Below are 18,610 nucleotides of genomic sequence, written 5' to 3' on the forward strand. Positions count from 1 at the left end.
TCACCTGTTCACCGAATAGCAGTCGACTTGCGGCTCGCTCGGCAAGACACCGGAAACGCCGATGACGAAACCGGGGGCGTCGAGCAGCGAGGCCCAGTGCTCGCTCTTCTGATCGAGCTCGAGGCACAGCCGGTCGCCGTCGTAGGGGATTTCGCGCGGCTGCGAATGGAGCGGCTTCAGCGGGATGCCGGGCAGGCGTGATTTCCACAGGCCTTCGAACTGGTCGGCCGAGCCGACCGTCGCCTGGTTGACGAAGATCTTGCGCAGCGCATCTTCCGACAACTCGGACCCGACCCGGATGACGATGCGGCTCGCCACCAGCAGCTTCGGGTTGTCGATGCGTATCTTCCAGACGTTGGTCGAGTGTCGCATGACAGGCAGGGCGCGCGACTTGGGCTCGATGTAACGCAAGCTCAGGATGAGCGAGCGCAAGGCATCGGCCAGCGCCGTATAGGCGGGGCCGGGAGCCATGTGGTCATAGGCCGGCAACTCGCCCAGCCGTCGCGAGCTGGAGCCGTAGGTCGCCATTTCGCCGGCGAGGCCGGCAAGCTCGAGGTAGAGCTCGGCCGGGTGAAAGACGTCCTGCGCCAGCATATGCGCCAGCCGTGGGCGCGCCGCGTTGGCAAGGTGGAGCATCAAGAGGTCTTCGACGCTGCGCCCTGGTCCGCCCATCACCATCTTGCCATGCGCCTCGGCGATCTGGTCGAGGCCGGTGACGACTTCCAGAAGCAATTGCCGGTACCAGGCCACCGCACCCGTGATCAGTGTCGGCGGCAGGAACGTTTCGTCCAGCGAGACGCCGCCATCGGCCCGCACGCCTTTGACATCGGCCACGGGCAGGGCGGTGTAGCCGCCAACCGACTTGCCCGGCGCAAGCAACAGCGCCTGGGGCCGGGCGATCTCGATTTCCTCGGGGTCCGCCCCCCCTTGCACTGCGTCACGGACCGAAACGATCCGGCCGTGATAGCGCGCGCCTGTGGATGCGGCGTGCGCCGGATCGAAGCCGACGCCTCCTGGTGGTTCGAGCGGCAGCGCGACCAGCACCGGCCCGGCGCCGGTGTCGGCGGTGACCGGCAAGGGGCGCGGCGCGTCCATCATCTCGGGAATGGAGAAGGGGGTTCCATCGGGGAAGATGCCCCGCGCCGACACAATGCCGATCTGGCCGGCGTCGAGCAACGACTGGTCCAGGGTGAGCTGCTGGAAGCCGAACGTGTGGAGCTGCCCGGCCTGCAAGGCGCCGCGAACGGTCGCCTCGAAGAACCGGTCCTGCTGCTGGAAATGCTGGGTCCTGAGAAACAGGCCCTCGGACCATAGCACCCTGTTTGCATCGCTCATGCCGTTACTCTCTGCACGGAGCCACTTCCTGTCAGGCCGCTAGGCGGAGATACCACCGCTGCCGAGCGTGACGTTGATGGTCAACTTGGACCCAGGCGAGACCGACTTGGTCGTGCGCCAGTTCCTCCCGCCAGGTTCGCGGATCAGCGCGACGAAGCCGAGCGCCGTTGCGTTCGGTTCGACCGTGATGGTCTTGGCCGCGGTCTTTCCCGGCGCGACCGAGATCGTGTCGGATCCGATCAGGTCGGCCCCGAGCGCGGACCCCGCATCGCCCTGCAGCGCGAAATAGTCGGCCGAATTGAACTTGCCGGTGCTGCTCAGCCGCATCACCAGGACCGTCACCGGTCGGTCTCCGCCGCCCGGCCCCGGGTTCATGCCGGCGCCGCCGCTCACATTGACGGTGACCACCGATGGTTTCGGCGGGCCGCTCTGGCAGGCCGAAACCAGCCCCGTGGCACCAAGGGCAATGATGAATTCGCGTCGATCGATCATGTCTCACTCCTCCTCATATGCATCCCTAAAATCAGCGCCGACTTCGCCAAGGAAGGTCTTTTCCGCGCTCTCGGCGATATCACGATGACGTTTCTGGTAGAGCTCCCACAGCTTGGCGCCGCGCCCGCCCGAAAGCAGCGTGCCGATCGCGGAATTCGATTTCAGCTCTTCCTCGATCGCCGCCGGGTCGAAGCGGTCGACCATCTGGCGAAGCGCTGCCTGCACGCCGCGCCAGGCGCGCACGTGATGCTGCGCCAGATCGCGGATCGCGTCCGAGATCGCCGCCTCGCCGTCAAGAAATCCCGGGCTGCGTTCCGCGATGATGGTCACAATGGCGTCGTCGACCGTCGGCAGGAACTTGAGCGGATTGACCTCGGAGGCGCCAACCATCGTCTGGGCGACGCGCGCGTTTCCCTTTTCCTCCGAGCGCTTGCGCAGAAGCTGCATCAAACCTTCCATCATCAGCCGGTACTCGCGGCCGAACTTCTCCATTTCGGCGATCGCGTCGCGGCCGGGGAAATCGGCTTCCTCGACCCCCATGCCGCGCAGGAATGCGGTTCGAAGCGCCGAGTCCGACTGTGACGGCGTCGCTGCTGGCGCGCGGGCCGGCCTCGAGCCGGCAGTCGCACGCGGCGGGGGAGGGGGCTCGGCTGCCTGCACCGGCGAATCCCATGGATTTGTCGGCTGTGGTCTTTCGGCGGCGCGTTCGCGCTGGGCCGCCGGCCAATCGCCATTTGCCGGACCGGAGGGCGCCGCCGGTCCGAAGCCGAAATCGTCTCGGATGGGCGACGGCTTTGCCGGAACGGGTTCGGCCATGCCGTTGAGGGATGACACCGGATCGAGGCTGAACGGGTCGTCGAAGGCTTGAGAGCTGCCCTGGTTTGCGTTGGCACGTTCGAACGCCCCCGGCAGCGGCTGCTCGAACGGGTTCGGCAGCTCGGCCGGGCGCGGCCGTCGCGGCTCTTCTTCGGCCCTGGCCGAAAAGAAGTCGTCGTTGCCGATGCTCACCGGCGCGCGAGACGCCGGCGGCGACCGTTCGGCGACAGGCTGGCTGGTCGCCGGCTGCTGCATGGCCGGCGCCTGCAGGTCGACATAGAGTATGTAGTCGCCCAGCCTCAGCCGCATGCCGCTTTGCAGGCGTGCCGACCTGCCGGCGCCTAGCGGGCTGTCGGAATCGTTTATGAACAGTCCGCTGCTCGACGTGTCGGTTACGAAATAGCCATCCTGCCCGCCGGTGATCTTGCAATGGGCGCGCGAGACGAACATGTCCGGATCGTCGATCTGCCAGCCGGCGTCGGCGCTGCGGCCGATCACCAGCTCGCCCTCGTCCAGTCGGGTCTGCCTTACCGCCTGGGTGCGTGGCCCTTGCTCCAGCGTCAGCAGCAGACTCATGCCGCGACCTCCGCTATCTCCGGCCGCCATCCGACGATCGTGCGCAGCCGCAGATCGTCAGCATCCCCCCTTTCGGCGGGCCGCGCAAGCCAGGCGGTCCGGCCAAGCTGGACGGTTCCGACGCGAGGCGGCGGCACGGCCTCGCGAGCGAGCACGATGCGAAGGTCGACGTCTAGCGTTTCCCCGATCATGTCGCGAACCGCGTGCTTGAACAGCGCCAGCCGCCCGCTGCCCGGCAGGAACGACTTGAAGTCCTCAAAACCGAGGGGGCCGACGCGAAGCTCGATCCTGCTCTGGCGGTTGAAAACGCGCGGACCGATCGTCGCCCCGCGGCCGAGGGCCGCGTAGGCCTTGGCCAGGCGGCTCTGCAGCGCGGCCGGCACCGATATCCAGGCGGCGATGAACTCCTTTACCTGCACCGGCACCCTGAAGGCTTCGGCAAGATACAGGGTGAGCCGTTCCGGACCGTCGACCTGGCTGGCAAGCGAAGCGGCCTGGCGCAGCTTGACGGTGTCGAGTTCGGGGTCCTGGGTGCCGGGAAGGCCAATACCGGCCATCGCCTCGAGCATTGCGCGGACGCGGCCGCCGACCGCGCGTTCGACCTGCACTCCCGGGTGCGCATCCGCCCAGGCCCGGTAATACAGGGCAATCATGCGATGCTGGAGGATGTTGACGAAGTCCACAAAGGTCGTGTCGCTGGTCTGCCTGGCTTCGGCGCCGGTGAACCAGCGCTGCGACAGGCGATCGAGCACCCAGCGCGTCATGTGCAGCGGCAGAGGGCCTTCAGGTCCCATCAGGCCGAGATTGGCGATAGTGACCCGCGCCGGCGCGTTGTCGGTCGCTTCGCGGAACTCCGTCACATCCCTGGCCGAGAAACTCAGGCGCACATGCTGTCCGAGCCTTGCCGGCTCGCGATCCAACCGGCCGGAATGGCCGAACAGGCCGCCCCTGCGTTCGAGCCGGCGCAGCAACTCGAAGAAGTCGAACGCTTGGGACAAGCCCTCGGCCCGGTCCTGTCCGATGCTGTCTAGATCAGGTAGCGATTGCCGGGCGTCATCGGCCATGGCACATCCTCCTGCTTCTGCAGCAGCCGCGTGCGGGTCCGCACAAAGCCGTTTATTCCGGCGTGGCGGGCAAACAGCCGTGCGAGCAAGGCCGAAAGCAGCAGCGTGCTTTGTCCCGCGAGCACGGACTGGTCCACATGCAACGTCACTTCCGTGCCCCGCCCGAAGCACATCGGTCCGTCGATCTGCAGCCGTTCGATGACCGGACGCGAGTCGATGCGCACGATCGAATGCACGTTGCGGGCGAGACCCGGATCGCCGCGGTCGGCATAGAGGTCGAGCAACGCATGCAGCGGATCGACGCCGCGGCCTTCCTTGGCAAGGCTGAGGAAATTGAGCCCAAGCTGGGCAATCAGCCGCCAGGCGAGATTGTCGGCCCTCGATTCACCCTCGGCGCCTGCCGGCAGCGCCGCCGGGATCGCCGGCTGCGGTGGACGCAACGCGCCGATGAGCCTGACCGCCTCGACCGGATCGCCCGTCTCCAGCGTCAGTGTCGGAGTGTCGTCGAGGATCGGCAGGTCGCGATTGGTGCACAGCGCCATGACGTCGAGGCGCCGCAGCGGCCGGTTCGTCGGGCTTGTGACCGGACGCGAAACGGCCAGGAAGACATCGTCCCCGGTGTAGGAGGTCCGGGTCAGGCCATCGCGCCGCTCATCTTCGGTGGCCCGGCGCGGCCGGCGCTCGGTGGAATAGACCCAGCCGCTGCCGCGGTTTTGCCCCAGGCTGAAGAGCTCGGGTATTTCGGCGTCGCTGCCTTCGCTCTCGGCGTCCTCGACACGCGTGACCCGATAGATTTCGAAGTCGCGCGCCCGCGTACGGTCGGCATGCAGCACCTGCCGCGTGCGGCGGGGATCGAGCTCGACGACGTTGCACTCGCGCTCGAAGAGATTGATGATCGGGGTGACGAAGAGCTCGAAATCGGCGGGCGTGAGATCGGCAAGCTCAGGCGTGGGCCGCCGGAACAGGAAAATGATCTCGAGCCCGCCATCGCATTTGCGCACAACGGGCTTCAGGCCGGACACCCGCACATAGTGGAAGCGTTCGGGCATCATGAAATATTCGCGCAGCAGGCGGTACCCTTCGAATGTCGGACGGGTACGCGGCATCAAAGCTTCGTCGTCGCGAATGCCGACCATTTCGGGTTCCGGCAGCGGCGATATCGGATTGGTCTTGCCCTCGGCGCGTGCGCCAACCGCCGAACAGGCGCCGAAAATGGCGTCGAAAATCAGCGGCGCCTTGCTGCGGCCGGCAAGATAGAGATCAAGCCGGTCGAGCTCGAGTTCGTTGAATTTGCCTTTGCCGGTGCGGGTGAGCGCGATGCGCAGCGCCGCTTGGCCGGCCACGCCGCCGATCGGCCCGATGCCGGCCGCAGCCAATCCGCTGCGATCCTGGAAATAGCTGACCGAGCTGATCGCGATCGGCCACAGCGTGATCTCCTGCGCGGTGGTGAAGGTGCAGCGTGTCGACAGGCCAGGCTGCAGGCCGGAGACCAGCCGTGTGTCGCGCTTGACGACATGGCCCGCGATCATCGCCTGGACCTGCTGGCCGGGTTTCAGCACTGCCATGGCGGTCGCCGGCGCCGGCGTGACCAGATCGGGATAGAGGACGTCGAGCACGGCGCGTGAAAACCGCGAGCGCTCGGCATCGACTTTCAGCCGCGTGCGCGCGGCAAGAAAGGCAACCCCGTCCAGCAGACGCTCGACATAGGGGTCCGGACACGGCACCGTATCGAGCGAAAGGTTGCGTGCTATCGCCGGATGCATGTCGGCGAATTCCGCGGCGAGCCCGCGGATATGGGTCAGTTCTTCCTCGTAATATTCTACGAAGACCCGATCCATCTCAGCTTTCCCCGAATTCGGTCCGCGCCAGACCGTTGTCAAGATTGATCGTTGTGCGAAGGCGCAGCCGTTCCGGCGTCGGCGTCATGATCAGCACTGCGTCTATCTCGATCTTCAGACCCACAGTCTTGTCGCCGAGGGTTACCGTGACGGTCGTCGCGCTTTCCTTTAGGCGTGGCTCGAACGTGGCAAGCACCGAACGGATCTCGCGCGCCAAAGTATCGCGGTCGAAGTCCCGCGACGAACGGCCGGAGAAGGAAGGCACGCCGTAATTGATGACGCTTCGGCGCACTTCCGGAAAATCAGCCAGCGACGGCGGATCGTCGATCGCCTGCTCGCGCTCGAGATCGGAAAACAGCGGAACGGATTCGAAGCGCTCGGTGTTGAACAGGGCCTCGATGTCTCGCCGCACGGCCTCCCTCAGCACGCGCGCCGACACCACCACACCGCGGCTTTCGATCTCGGCACGGTGCTCGTCCTGAAAGATCAGCCGGTGCAGGCGCCGCTTCTGGTCCGGTGTCAGCTCCGCATCGGCGTCGATCGCCCGCGCGCTCCCGGCAAGAAATGTCTCCAGCCGTTCCGCGCCAAGCTCGTCCTGCAGGAGCTTGCGCAGCCCGTCTATCTCGGAGGTCAGCCCGGGCAGGTCGTTGACGAGGCGGTCCCAGAGAGAGGGCTGGACCGCCTCGCGCGTCGCTCGCGAACTGCCGGCAAGCCGCGGCTTGTTCGCGCCGGGCCGCCGGACCTCACTTGCCGACATAGACATCCATTTCGATTTCGTCGTCCTTGTCGTAGACGAACTTGATCTTCTTGTAGGCGAAGCTGACTTCCTCCTCGATCAGGTCTTCCTCGTCCTCGGCCTGCGACATGTCGTATTCCATGATCGAGGCGTCGGTGAGCGTCACGACCAGATAGTCGCTCGTCTCGCCGTCAATGGTCCGGCGCGCGGAAAACACCACTTCGTCGAGAGCCTTGTTCTCGAACAGCGCCTTCTTCAGATAGGGCGAGGACTTGTCGTAGTGCTTGGTGAACTTGATCATCCCCAAGGCCACACGACCGCGGCGCGAGAGCGAATTCGGATCGTACGGCGCGACCATCTTGTAGTCGACACCATGGATTTCGATCTCGTCCTCGTGGCCGTCTCGTACGCTCGGACCCTTGATATCCGGAACTTTCAGGAAGCCATCGATCTTCACAGGCATTGTCTTTCTCCACCGCTCTCAAACGAAACAAGATCACATTGCTGCAGTTCAACCCTTCACTGACGGGAGTTCTGACACCAGCCGGAGCGAAGCGTTGATGCCCTCCAACTGGTAGTGCGGGCGCAGATAGAAGCGGGCGTTGTAGTAGCCCGGCCGGCCCTCCACGCTGTCCACCTGCACCTCTGCCGCGGCAAGCGGGCGCTTGGCGCGCGCCTTGTCGTCGGCGAAGGCCGGGTTGGCCAGCACGTAGCGGTTGATCCACTCAGTCAGCCAGATCTGCATGTCCGAGCGCTCCTTGAACGACCCGATCTTGTCGCGCGCGATCGCCTTGAGGTAATGCGCGAAGCGCGACACCGGGAATAGGTAGGGCAGGTTGGCGCTCAGCCGTTCGTTCGACTGCGCATCGGGATCGACCAGGCGACCGGCGCGCGTCTCGTCATCCTGCAGCGAATGGGCGCCGATGAAGGCCGCGAGGTCGGTGTTCTTCCGGTGCAGGATGGGCATCAGGCCGAGCTTGGCCAGTTCCGCCTCGCGGCGGTCGTCGATGGCCACTTCCGTCGGGCACTTCATCGCGATCGACCCGTCGTCGGTCGGGAAGGCGTGCACCGGCAGGTTGAGCACCGTACCGCCATTCTCGACGCCGCGGATCTGCGTGCCCCAGCCATAGAGCTTGTGGCTGCGGTTGATGTTGACGCCCATCGGGAAGGCGGCGTTCATCCAGACATATTTGTTGTGATCGCCCTGCACCTCCTCCTCGAAGGTGAAGCCCTTCACCGGGACGGTCTCGGTGCCGTAGGGCAGGCGTGCAAGCACGCGCGGCATGGTAAGGCCGATATAGCGCGCGTCCTCGCTCTCGCGCAGCGACTGCCACGAGGCGTAGGCCGGATTGGACACGATCATCTGCAGGTCCTGCGGGTTCGGCAGTTCCTGCCAGCTGTCCATGCGGAACAGGCGCGGCGAGGCGGCGGCGATGAAGGGCGTGTGCGCGGAAGCGCAGATGCCCGAGATGTTGCGCAGCAGGCCGACGTCGCGCGGATGGTTCGAGAATTCGTAGGCGCCGACGATGCAGCCTATCGGCTCGCCGCCCAGCATCGAATACTCGTCCGTGTAGACCTTCTTGAAGATCGGGCTCTGATCCCACATCTGGCCTTCAAAATCTTCGAGCGTGTCGGCCAGCTGCTCCTTGGAGATGTTCATCACCCGGATCTTGAGGTGCTTCGCATCGGTCTCGGTGTTGTTGATGAGATACCAGAGGCCGCGCCATGTGCCTTCCATCTCGCGCACTTCCGGCGCGTGCAGGATCTCGTTGACCTGCGTGGTCAGCATCTTGTCGATGCCGGCGATCAGCGACTTGATCGACTTGATAGCGTTGGACGAAATGGTGGTGGTCTCGGAGCGGGATTGCGCCGCCAGCGCGAGATTGCGCACAAGCTGCTGCAGCTTCTCGCTGTCGTCCTTCTTGACCTTGAAATCCTTCTCGAGGAGCCCGCTGAATTCTCCGAGGTCTATGGCTTCGGCCTCGGCGGTGACGGCGGCTGTCTTTTGCTGTTCGGCCATGATCATTCCCCAACCTTGTCGTCGTCAGACATTGCCTGGCTGGCGATCTTGCTCAGAAGCGGCTCGTTGTTGAGCAACTGCGCGATGCGCTTTTCGGCGTCGACACGGCCATCCATGAAGCCGAGCAGTTCCTCGAGCTGGCGCCGCATCTTGAGGATCTCGGCCAGTTGCGGGACCTGCTCTGCGATCTTGTCCGGCGCGAAGTCGCCCATCTTTGTAAAGGTGAGGTCAAGCGCGAGCTCCTCGTCCTTCTCGGCGCCTTCAGCCTGGGGCAGCGTGTTCTTCACCCGTGCCTTCACGCGCGGCCCGAGCGCCTCCATAAATTTCGGGAAGCGGTTGGCGTCGGTCTCGACGAAGGAACGGTCCAACAGCGATTTTGAAGCTTCCCTGGTCTGCGAGGCGCCGGAAAGGTCGGCCATCACGCCCATGACGAACGGCAGTTCTATCGTCGTCGGGCTGCCGTAGGTTTCGACGTCATAGGCGATCTGCACCCGTGGCGCGCGATTTCGTTCGATGACCTTCGCTTTGCTTTCGGCTGGCATGTGTTGCTACCTTTCATCCTTCTGGGCCGTCTTCTTGGCATCGGGAACGCCGGCCAGAAGCCGGAACTCCTTCAGCCCCGACGGGGCGAGATCTTCCATCAGTTCAACAAAATCCATGTGCACCATGCGGCGCACACGGCGGGCGAGATGCGGGATCGGGCTCGACGGCTCGGTGCGGTCATAGAAGGCGACGACAAGGTCGAGGCATTTGACCACGTCATCGCGCGAGGAAATCCGGTCGGGCAGGCCGGTGCTCTGTTCCGCGTGGCTTGCGACACTTGCCATCGTATCGGCTCCATGACCGTTTCGGACGGGCGTTGCCGGTTCCGCCGGCTGCGGGGAGGGTTTCGCCGCGCCGTTCGCCACCGCGCCGGCAGCCGAATTGCGCTCCAGCGTCGTCTGCAAACGCTGCAGGAACCGTTTCAATTCCGGAACGGCGGGGCCGTTGCCCTCGATGCGGGCGTTGAGCGCGGTCTCGACGGCATCGAGGGCCGCGATCGCCGCGCGGGTGTCGTCCAGCAGCGAGGTCATCACCTCGCCGGCCTGATCGGCCTGTGCGGCGCATCCGCTTCGCACCCGGTTCAAGAGCTGGCTGTGGGCGGTTGCCAGTGCCGCCTTTTCGGCCGTGTTCAAACCCGACGCGGCCTCCTGCAGCATGACACGCTCGTCGAGCGCGCCTTGCTCCAGGTCGCGCCCGCTGATCGGCCCGATCGGGCGCGGCGCGAAAAAGATCATCTGCCGCAGGTTGGCCAGCAGGCCGTCCTGGCCGTTCTGGAGATCGAGCAGCGCGTTGATGCGACGCAAGGCGGCGTCGCGCGGCGTCGCGTTCGGCCGCAGGGCGGGATGCATCGTGTCCCAGTGCCGATCGAAGGTCTGCGCGATGAGGGTCAACCCCTGCGCGAGACCGGCAAGCCCTTCTTCATTGGCCAGAGCGCGCGTGACGATGACCAGCAGGCGCAGGTCGCGGCCACGCAAACGCAAGTCTGCGGCCTTGTCGAGCACGGATGCCCAGTCGACCGGAATGGTGGACTGGGAGGCAGGCCTGTTGCTGCCGTCATGGACCACCTTGACCTGGGGCTCGGTCAGGCGCTCCAGCTCATGGAAAGCCGGGTCGTTGCGCAAATCCTCACCTGACGGATTTTCACCGTTTAGAGGATTCAGCCAGAGTGCGAGATCAATCACACAAACCCCCAGCGAGCGGCCCTCAGACCTTGCGTGACGTAAGGTTATCACACTGCGTCACTTTATCACAATTCAGCGACCGCTCAAAAACTAACAGATGCTAAACGCGACCGTTAAGCGTTGCCGGACCGTGGCGCGGTTGTACGGCGCCGTATGTGAAATGCATCGCATAGCCGGGAGCAAATTCATGTTTGTTTGCTTGAGGATGCGGGATTTTTCCCGAAATCGGAAACGCCGGCCGAATCGGACATTTTCGCTGAATATCCATCACATGCTTTGTCAAGTTGCCGCTTATATGGCAGGGTACCGGTTGGCAGATTTCGGGAGCGGGTTCGATGGAACAGCGCCGGTCTTCGCAGAGCTTCAAGCGCAAGGAACTGGTCGGCAAGCTCAACCCCATCGGTGTGCGCGCCTTCAAGGCCGCGGCGGACGCCGCCAAGCTGCGCGGCAATCCCTATGTCGAGCTGGTCCACTTCATCCAGCAGCTGGTGCTGTCCGACCGCTCGGACGTGCAGATGATCATTGCTGAAGCCGGGGTTGATGGGAGCCGGCTGGCGGCCGACATGACCCGTGCCATTGACAAGCTGCCTTATGGCGCCACGTCGATCGAGGAATTCTCCGACCATATCTTCCACGCCATCCAGGAGGCCTGGAACCTGGCAACGCTGGAATTCGGCGTGGAGGAAGTTCGCAGCGGCCACATCATCCTTGCCTGCCTGAAGACGCCGGTGCTGGAGGGCCTGCTGTCGAAGATCAGCGGCGAGTTCGACAAGATCGATGCGGACGGCGTCGTCGCGCGCTTTGCCGACGCCACCGAAGGCTCACTCGAAGCCGGTGCCCCACCGGCCGCCGCGCCCGCCGAGACGCCGATGAAACGCGGCCCCGGCGGCGACTCGGCGCTGGCGAAATACGCCACCGACCTGACGCAGCGCGCCCACGACGGCAAGATCGATCCGGTGGTCGGTCGCGATCCGGAGATCCGGCAGATCGTCGACATACTGATGCGGCGGCGGCAGAACAACCCGATCCTGACCGGCGAGGCCGGCGTCGGCAAGACGGCGGTGGTCGAAGGCTTTGCCTTGCGCATTGCCCAGGGCGATGTGCCGCCAACGCTGCAGAATGTCAGCGTGCGCATGCTCGACGTCGGGCTGATGCAGGCGGGCGCCAGCGTCAAGGGCGAGTTCGAAAAGCGGCTGAAGGCGGTCATCGACGAGGTCCAGTCCTCCGAGACGCCGATCATCTTGTTCATCGACGAGGCGCACACGCTGATCGGCGCCGGGGGTGCCGCCGGAACCGGCGATGCCGCCAATCTCTTGAAGCCGGCGCTGGCACGGGGCGAGCTTCGCACCATCGCGGCGACGACCTGGGCCGAATACAAGCAGCATATCGAGAAGGATCCGGCGCTGACCCGCCGTTTCCAGGTGGTCAAGATCGAAGAGCCGTCGGAAGCGGTGGCCGTCCTGATGCTGCGCGGCGTCGCCGGCGTGCTGGAGCAGCACCACAAGGTGCAGATCCTGGACGAGGCGATCGAGGCGGCGGTTGCCTTGTCGCATCGCTACATTCCGGCGCGGCAATTGCCGGACAAGGCGGTCAGCCTTCTCGACACCGCCTGCGCCCGCGTCGCCGTCTCCCAGCATGCGACGCCGGCCGAGGTCGAGGACATCCTACGCCGCCGCCAGGCGCTGGAGGTCGAACGCGGCATCATCGGCCGGGAAGCGGCGATCGGCATCGAAGTGGCGGACCGGCAGGCCCGCGTCGAAGCCGGGCTGACTGAGACCGAGACAACGCTGGCCGCGGCGCAGGCGCGCTGGGACCGGGAGAGGGCTTTGGTGAGCGAAATCCTCGACCTGCGCGCAAAATTGCGCGGCGAGGGTGTGCCGCTCGACGAGGCAGCGGCTGAAGAGGCGCCCGCAGAGACGAAGAGCCAGGACGGCGCGGCAAAGGCGCCCGAGCAAAAGGCTCCCGAGAGCAAGACTGGCGACGGCAAGGCTGCCGAGACCAAGAACGCCAAGGCCCCGAAAGCCAAAGGGGCCAAGGCCGCAAAGGCCGAAACAGCTTCCGCCAAGCCGGTGGATGAAGCCGCCGCCGATCTGGCGCGGCTGCGCGAACTGATGGCGGAACTCGCGGCCGCGCAAGGCGAGACGCCGTTGATCCTGCCATCGGTCGACCGCAACGCCGTCGCCGCCGTGGTGCAGGACTGGACCGGCATCCCGACGGGGCGGATGCTGTCCAGCCAGACCGAGAAGGCGCTCAAGCTCGCCGTCACTTTGTCAGAACGCGTGGTCGGCCAGGATCATGCAATGGAAATGATTGCCAAACGCGTGCAGACAAGCCGCGCCGGGCTCGGCGCGCCGGAAAAACCGGTCGGCGTCTTCCTGCTCTGCGGTCCTTCTGGCGTCGGCAAGACCGAGACCGCGCTGGCATTGGCCGAAACGCTCTATGGCGGCGAGCAGAACCTCATCTCGATCAACATGTCCGAATTCCAGGAGGCGCATACGGTCTCGACCCTGAAGGGCGCGCCGCCCGGCTATGTCGGCTATGGCAAGGGCGGCATCCTGACCGAGGCGGTCCGCAGAAAGCCCTATTCGGTGATCCTGCTCGACGAGGTCGAGAAGGCGCATCCTGATGTGCACGAGATTTTCTTCCAGGTCTTCGACAAGGGGATGATGGACGACAGCGAGGGTCGGAGGATCGATTTCAAGAACACGCTGATCCTGCTCACCTCGAATGTTGGCTCCGAGGTCATCATGGACCGCACCAGGAACGGCACGGTGCGAGCCGGGCTCGACGATCTCGACACCGCCTTGCGCAGTCCGTTGCTCAAGGTTTTCCCCGCGGCCTTCCTCGGCCGGGTGGTGACCATTCCCTACTATCCGCTCTCGGATGCGATGATCGAGGCGATTACCCGCCACCAGTTCGCCAAGATCGCGCGCCGGCTGCGGGCCACCAATGATGCTGAGCTGGTGATCGGCGACGGCGTCATGGATCTGGTCAAGGCGCGCTGCACCGAGATCGAATCCGGCGGGCGCATGATCGACGCCATCCTCACCAACACCCTGCTGCCGGAACTGAGCCGCGGCGTCCTGAACCGTTCGCTCGAAGGCGAGAAGATGACGAAAGTGACCGTCGGCGCGTCCGCGGAAGGGTTCACCTACTCGTTCGAGTAAGCCTGTGGTGGCGGCGTGCCGGCGCGGTGGACGAGAAGCTTCGGATTTTCAAATGCCGGCGGCTCCCAACCGGATCGCGAATCTCTCCCGCCATCGCGATGGCGGGATGACCAGCGGCGTGTAGGCTACGGCGCCGCGCAGCATCATGCGTCTTCCTTCACCCGCCCGTGGCACGCTACATAGACGATGCTGGTCTGAAACGGCGGCTTTGCTTTCGGCCGGGCGGTTCAGGAACAAGGGTCTGCGGCATGACGGCATCGGCGAAAGATCTATCCTTGCGCGTTCCCATCGACGGCCGGCACCGCAAGATGCTGATCGATGGAAAGTGGCGCGACGCGGCGGGCGGCCGCAGCTTCGAGACACGCAACCCCGCCACAGGCGTGGTGATCGGCACCGTGCCGCGATCCGACGCCGGGGACATCGACCTCGCCGTCGCCGCCGCCCGCCGCGCCTTCGAGGGACCATGGAGCCGGTTCAAGCCGTACGAGCGCCAGCTTCTGCTGCTCAAGATCGCCGATCTGATGGAGCGCCATTGGGAAGAGATCGCGCTTTCCGATACGACCGACATGGGCATGCCGATCACGCGCACGCGGGCCAACAAGAACCGCGTGCTTGGCATGCTGCGCTTCTATGCCGGCATGGCCGCCTCCATTCACGGGCAGACGATCGGCAACTCGCTGCCCGGCGAGATCGTCTCCTACACCCGCAAGGAGCCGGTCGGCGTCGTCGGCGCGATCATTCCCTGGAACGCGCCCGCCGCCGCCTCGATCTGGAAAATCGGCCCGGCGCTCGCCACCGGCTGCACCATCGTGCTGAAACCCTCGGAAGAGGCGCCGCTGACGCCGCTGCTGATCGCCGAGATCATGCTGGAAGCGGGTGTGCCGGAGGGCGTCGTCAACGTCGTCACCGGCACCGGCGCCGAGGCCGGCGCGCCGCTGGCCGCCCATATGGATGTCGACAAGGTGGTCTTCACCGGCTCGACAGCGACCGGCCAAAGCATCCTGCGCGCCTCGGCCTCCAACATGAAGCGCGTTTCGCTGGAGCTTGGCGGCAAGTCGCCGGTGATCGTCTGCGCCGACGCCGATATCGAGCGCGCCGTGCCGGTGGCGGCGATGTCGGTTTTCGCCAATTCCGGCCAGATCTGCATCGCCGGCTCGCGGCTGTTCGTCGAGCGGCCGATCTACGAGGAGTTCGTCGAGCGGGTCGCCGCCCATGCGGCAACGCTCAGGATCGGCGACGGCGCCGATCCCGCGACCGAGATCGGGCCGCTGATCTCTCCCCGGCAGCTCGAGCGCGTCACCGGCTTTGTCGCGGACGGTACGCGCGAAGGCGCCAGGCTCGTCACCGGCGGCACGCGCATCACCGAAGGCGTGCTTGCTTCGGGCAACTTCATCACGCCGGGCGTGTTTGCCGGGGTGACCGATGACATGCGCATCGCCAGGGAGGAGATTTTCGGCCCGATCATCTCGGCGCTGCCGTTCGACACGCTGGACGAGGCTGTGCGGCGCGGCAACGATACGCCCTACGGGCTCGCCGCCGGCGTGTTCACGCGCGATGTCGGCAAGGCGCATCAGCTCGCCAACCGGCTCCGCGCCGGTTCTGTCTGGGTCAACACCTATCACGCTATCGACCCCGCGGTGCCGTTCGGCGGCTACAAGATGAGCGGCTACGGGCGCGAAGGCGGCACCGAGCATCTCGACGAATATCTGAACACCAAGGGCGTCTGGATCAGGACCGACTGAGCGCCGGGGCGGCTATTTCTGCCGGAAGGCGGAATGGAACGATGTCACCAGCGGGCCGAGGATGTAGTCGAGCGCGGTGCGCTCCTCGGTGACGATCATCACCGAGGCCGGCATGCCCGGATAGAGCGATATCTGAGGGGCGGCTGCCAGCTCGGCCGGATCGACCCTGATGTCGGCGACATAGTAGGGAAGGCCTGTCTTGCTGTCAGTGATGCGGTCAGCCGAAATGCGGGTGACGTGTCCGTGGATGATCGGTATCGAGCGCTGCTTGTAGGAGGTGAAGCGGACTTCGGCCGTCATGTCGGATCTGAGGCTCGATATGTCCTCGACACGGACCTGCGCCTGGACGATCAGCGAATTCTCAGTCGGCACGATATCGAGGATGGTCTGGCCCGGAGAGACGATCGCGCCGGTCGAGAAGACGCTGAGGTCCATCACCTGGCCGTCATAAGGCGCGCGCACCTCGGCGCGGTCCATGGCGGCCTGGGCCGCGAACATCTTTGGCACGAGATCGGCAAGGCTGGACTGGGTGTCGATCAGCATCGCCGAGAGCTTGGCCCGGCGTTCGTTGGTCAACTGGGCGATCTGGCTCTCGAGCTCCGCCTTGGTTTGCCGGCTGCCGGCGATGGCGCCTAGGTTCTCGTCGATCAGGCCCTGCAGGTCCGAGGCGGAGCGCTCGAGCTCGAGGATGCGCGGGCGGGTCGTCAGTCCAGCCTTTAGCAGCTTCGACAGGCTCGCCTTCTCGTCGACGGTCGATTGCAACTGGGCGCGATAGGAATCGACGCGGGCCTGCTTGCCTTCGATCTGCTCGCCGAGCTCGGCAATCCGCTTCTCGAGGATCTGCCTGGCGCCAGCCATTGACGCGCGCTGGCTTTCCAGATCGGCGACCTGATTGGCCATCGCGTCCTTGAGGTAGGTCTCGTGCTCGCCTGTGATATCCTTCGGGAAAGCGACCTCCTGGTTGCCGTTCAGCTCGGCCCGGATCCTGGCATCGGTGGCGCGCAACAGCGCGTATTGCTGGGCATAGAGATTGAACTCGGAGCGCAGCCTGGTGTCGTCGAGCAGCAGCAGGATCTGGCCCTTCTGGACGATATCGCCGTCCTTGACGCGGATCTCCTTCACCGTTCCGCCGTCGAAGTGCTGGAGGCTCTTGCGGTTGCCTTCCACCTTGACGACCGCATCGGCGAGCACGGCGCCGTTCAGCGGGGCAAAGGCGGCCCAGCCGCCGAAGACGCCGAAGAAGGCGAGGATGATCAACAGGCCGATCAGGACCGGCACCCGGATCGAATCCGGGGCCGGGATGCCGGCTTCGCCGGGCAGGCTGCGATAGATGAGGGCGCTGTCGCTCAAACGTCTCTCCCTTCACCGCTCATTGGGTTGCCACCGCTCTTGGAGCCTGGCGCTGATTGAGCAGCGCCACGATTTCGTTCCTCATGCCGAAGGCTTCGACGGCGCCATCGCGCAACAAGAGGATCTTGTCGACATTGGCGAGCGTCGAGGGGCGGTGCGAGACGATGATGACTGTGCTGCCGCGGCGCTTGAGCTCGATCGCGCAGTCGCTGAGCGCGCGGTCGCCGTCGGCGTCGAGGTTGGAGCTAGGCTCGTCGAGGATGATCAGGTTCGGCGTGCCGAACACCGCCCGGGCAAGGGCGATGCGCTGGCGATAGCCGCCCGACAGCACCGCACCGCCTTCGCCGATCTGCGTCTCGTAGCCCTGCGGCAGGCGGATGATCATGTCGTGCACGCCGGCGAGCCGCGCGGCCTCGATAACCTCCTGGTCCACATTGGTCTTGAAGCGGCCGATGTTGGCGGCGACCGTGTCGGCGAAAAGCTCGATATCCTGCGGCAGGTAGCCGATGTGGTCGCCCAGCGCGTCGCGGCCCCAGTGCGACATGTCGGCCCCATCGAGCCTCACCGTGCCGCGGCTGGGCTGCATGATGCCGGCAAGGTGCCTGGCCAGCGTCGACTTGCCGGCGCCTGAAGGGCCGACGATGCCCAGTGCCTCACCCGCCTCGAGCCGGAACGACACGTCGCGCAGCAGCACCTTCTGCTGGTTCGGAATGGCGAAACTCACCTGCTCGACCGAGATCCTGCCGGTGGGCTTCGGCAGGTTGAAAGACCGTTCGTTTTGCCCGCCGCCATCGACCAGCTTGCGAACCCTCGCAAGTGCGGCGCGCGCCAGGATCAGGCTGCGCCACAGGCCGACGATCTGCTCGACCGGCTGCAGGCCGCGGCCGAGCAGGAGGCTGGCGGCGAACATCGAGCCGGCTGTGGTCTGACGCTCGATCACCAGATAGGCGCCGAGGCCGAGGATGAGCGACTGCATGGTCAGGCGAAGGAAGCGGATCAGGCCAGACATCAGCGCGGCGCGGTCGCTGGCTTGCGCCTGGCGCAAGAGCGCAAGGTTGCGGTCGCGGCCCCAGCGGCGGATGAGGCCGTCGATCATACCCATGGCGCGAACGACTTCCGAATTCCGGAGGCTCATCTCGGTGAAATTGTAGTTGGCTGTCGCGATGTCGTTGGCCTGCTTCAGCGGCGTGCGCACCAGATATTCGTTGATCACCGCCATGGCGATGAGCAGAACCGCGGAGCCGAGCGCGAAGAAGCCCAGCCAGGGGTGCAGCAGGAAGATGATGGCGATGTAGATCGGCGACCAGGGCAGGTCGAACAGTGCGTGGATGCCGCTGCCGGTGATGACCTGGCGGAACGTGTCGAAGTCGCGGATCGGCTGGCTCTGCGAGGCGCCCTGCGACGGTGTTTCGACCGACGCTGCCAGGATCCTGGCCGAAAGCAGCCGATCGAGGCGAGCGCTGGCGCGGGTCAGGATCCAGGCGCGCACAAGGTCGAGGCCGGCCAGCGCGAGGAAGGCCGCCAGCAGCACCAGTGTCAGCATAACCAGCGTGGTCTGGCTGCCGCTGGTGACCACCCGGTCGTAGATCTGCAACATATAGAGCGGGGAGGCGAGGTAGAGCAGATTGATCGCCAGGCTGAAGGCGGCCGCGACCAGGAAATAGCGGCGGCACGCCCGAAGCGCGTCCTTCACGATCTGCGATTTGTTGTCGATGCCCAAAATGCCCCAGCGGAGAACCGCCCCCTGTCC

At 65.3% G+C, this 18,610-nt stretch carries 14 protein-coding genes; 2 read left to right on the forward strand and 12 right to left on the reverse strand.

What is annotated here, in order from left to right:
• From tssK to tssA, 10 genes are read right to left on the reverse strand one after another with little or no spacing between them, the layout of a single operon-like run.
• On the reverse strand, positions 1–1,335 hold the full coding sequence (gene tssK / locus JG743_RS12180) for a type VI secretion system baseplate subunit TssK (protein WP_202300425.1): 1,335 nt from the start codon (positions 1,333–1,335) through the stop codon (positions 1–3).
• A 39-nt stretch (positions 1,336–1,374) separates the two neighbouring features.
• Complete coding sequence (gene tssJ / locus JG743_RS12185; RefSeq protein ID WP_202300426.1) at positions 1,375–1,827, reverse strand: type VI secretion system lipoprotein TssJ; 453 nt, start codon at positions 1,825–1,827, stop codon at positions 1,375–1,377.
• A gap of 3 nt (positions 1,828–1,830) precedes the next feature.
• Complete coding sequence (gene tagH, locus JG743_RS12190) at positions 1,831–3,219, reverse strand: type VI secretion system-associated FHA domain protein TagH (protein WP_202300427.1); 1,389 nt, start codon at positions 3,217–3,219, stop codon at positions 1,831–1,833.
• Positions 3,216–4,283 carry a type VI secretion system baseplate subunit TssG gene (tssG, locus tag JG743_RS12195; RefSeq protein WP_202300428.1) on the reverse strand — a complete coding sequence of 356 codons (1,068 nt, stop codon included), beginning with the start codon at positions 4,281–4,283 and terminating at the stop codon, positions 3,216–3,218. Before tssG ends, tagH begins: the two co-directional genes overlap by 4 nt.
• Entirely contained in the window at positions 4,247–6,121 is a 1,875-nt protein-coding gene (gene tssF, locus JG743_RS12200; RefSeq protein WP_202300429.1) for a type VI secretion system baseplate subunit TssF, read from the reverse strand. The genes tssG and tssF overlap by 37 nt, the downstream gene beginning before the upstream one ends.
• Before the next feature lies 1 nt (position 6,122).
• Positions 6,123–6,878 (reverse strand): type VI secretion system baseplate subunit TssE, encoded by a 756-nt coding sequence (gene tssE / locus JG743_RS12205; RefSeq protein ID WP_202300430.1) that lies wholly within the window; start codon positions 6,876–6,878, stop codon positions 6,123–6,125.
• Positions 6,865–7,320 (reverse strand): type VI secretion system tube protein Hcp, encoded by a 456-nt coding sequence (locus JG743_RS12210; RefSeq protein WP_126058946.1) that lies wholly within the window; start codon positions 7,318–7,320, stop codon positions 6,865–6,867. The genes tssE and JG743_RS12210 overlap by 14 nt, the downstream gene beginning before the upstream one ends.
• A 48-nt stretch (positions 7,321–7,368) precedes the next feature.
• On the reverse strand, positions 7,369–8,877 hold the full coding sequence (gene tssC / locus JG743_RS12215) for a type VI secretion system contractile sheath large subunit (protein ID WP_202300431.1): 1,509 nt from the start codon (positions 8,875–8,877) through the stop codon (positions 7,369–7,371).
• A gap of 2 nt (positions 8,878–8,879) precedes the next feature.
• Positions 8,880–9,419, reverse strand: coding sequence for a type VI secretion system contractile sheath small subunit (tssB, locus tag JG743_RS12220; protein ID WP_202300432.1), 540 nt, complete (start codon positions 9,417–9,419; stop codon positions 8,880–8,882).
• A 6-nt stretch (positions 9,420–9,425) separates the two neighbouring features.
• Complete coding sequence (gene tssA / locus JG743_RS12225; protein ID WP_202300433.1) at positions 9,426–10,601, reverse strand: type VI secretion system protein TssA; 1,176 nt, start codon at positions 10,599–10,601, stop codon at positions 9,426–9,428.
• 335 nt (positions 10,602–10,936) lie between these two features.
• Between tssA and tssH the strand changes: the two genes are divergently transcribed.
• Both tssH and JG743_RS12235 read left to right on the forward strand, forming a co-directional pair.
• Positions 10,937–13,768 carry a type VI secretion system ATPase TssH gene (tssH, locus tag JG743_RS12230; protein ID WP_202300434.1) on the forward strand — a complete coding sequence of 944 codons (2,832 nt, stop codon included), beginning with the start codon at positions 10,937–10,939 and terminating at the stop codon, positions 13,766–13,768.
• A gap of 248 nt (positions 13,769–14,016) precedes the next feature.
• Positions 14,017–15,510 carry an aldehyde dehydrogenase family protein gene (locus tag JG743_RS12235; RefSeq protein ID WP_202300435.1) on the forward strand — a complete coding sequence of 498 codons (1,494 nt, stop codon included), beginning with the start codon at positions 14,017–14,019 and terminating at the stop codon, positions 15,508–15,510.
• 12 nt (positions 15,511–15,522) lie between these two features.
• On the opposite strand, the gene JG743_RS12240 is transcribed toward JG743_RS12235, so the two are convergent.
• A complete protein-coding gene (locus tag JG743_RS12240; protein WP_202300436.1) occupies positions 15,523–16,860 on the reverse strand; it encodes an HlyD family type I secretion periplasmic adaptor subunit in 1,338 nt (445 codons plus the stop codon).
• 19 nt (positions 16,861–16,879) lie between these two features.
• Complete coding sequence (locus JG743_RS12245; protein WP_202302597.1) at positions 16,880–18,574, reverse strand: type I secretion system permease/ATPase; 1,695 nt, start codon at positions 18,572–18,574, stop codon at positions 16,880–16,882.
• Between the last annotated feature and the right edge of the window lie 36 nt (positions 18,575–18,610).

The organism is Mesorhizobium sp. 131-2-1, assembly GCF_016756535.1.
Taxonomy (GTDB): Bacteria; Pseudomonadota; Alphaproteobacteria; order Rhizobiales; family Rhizobiaceae; genus Mesorhizobium.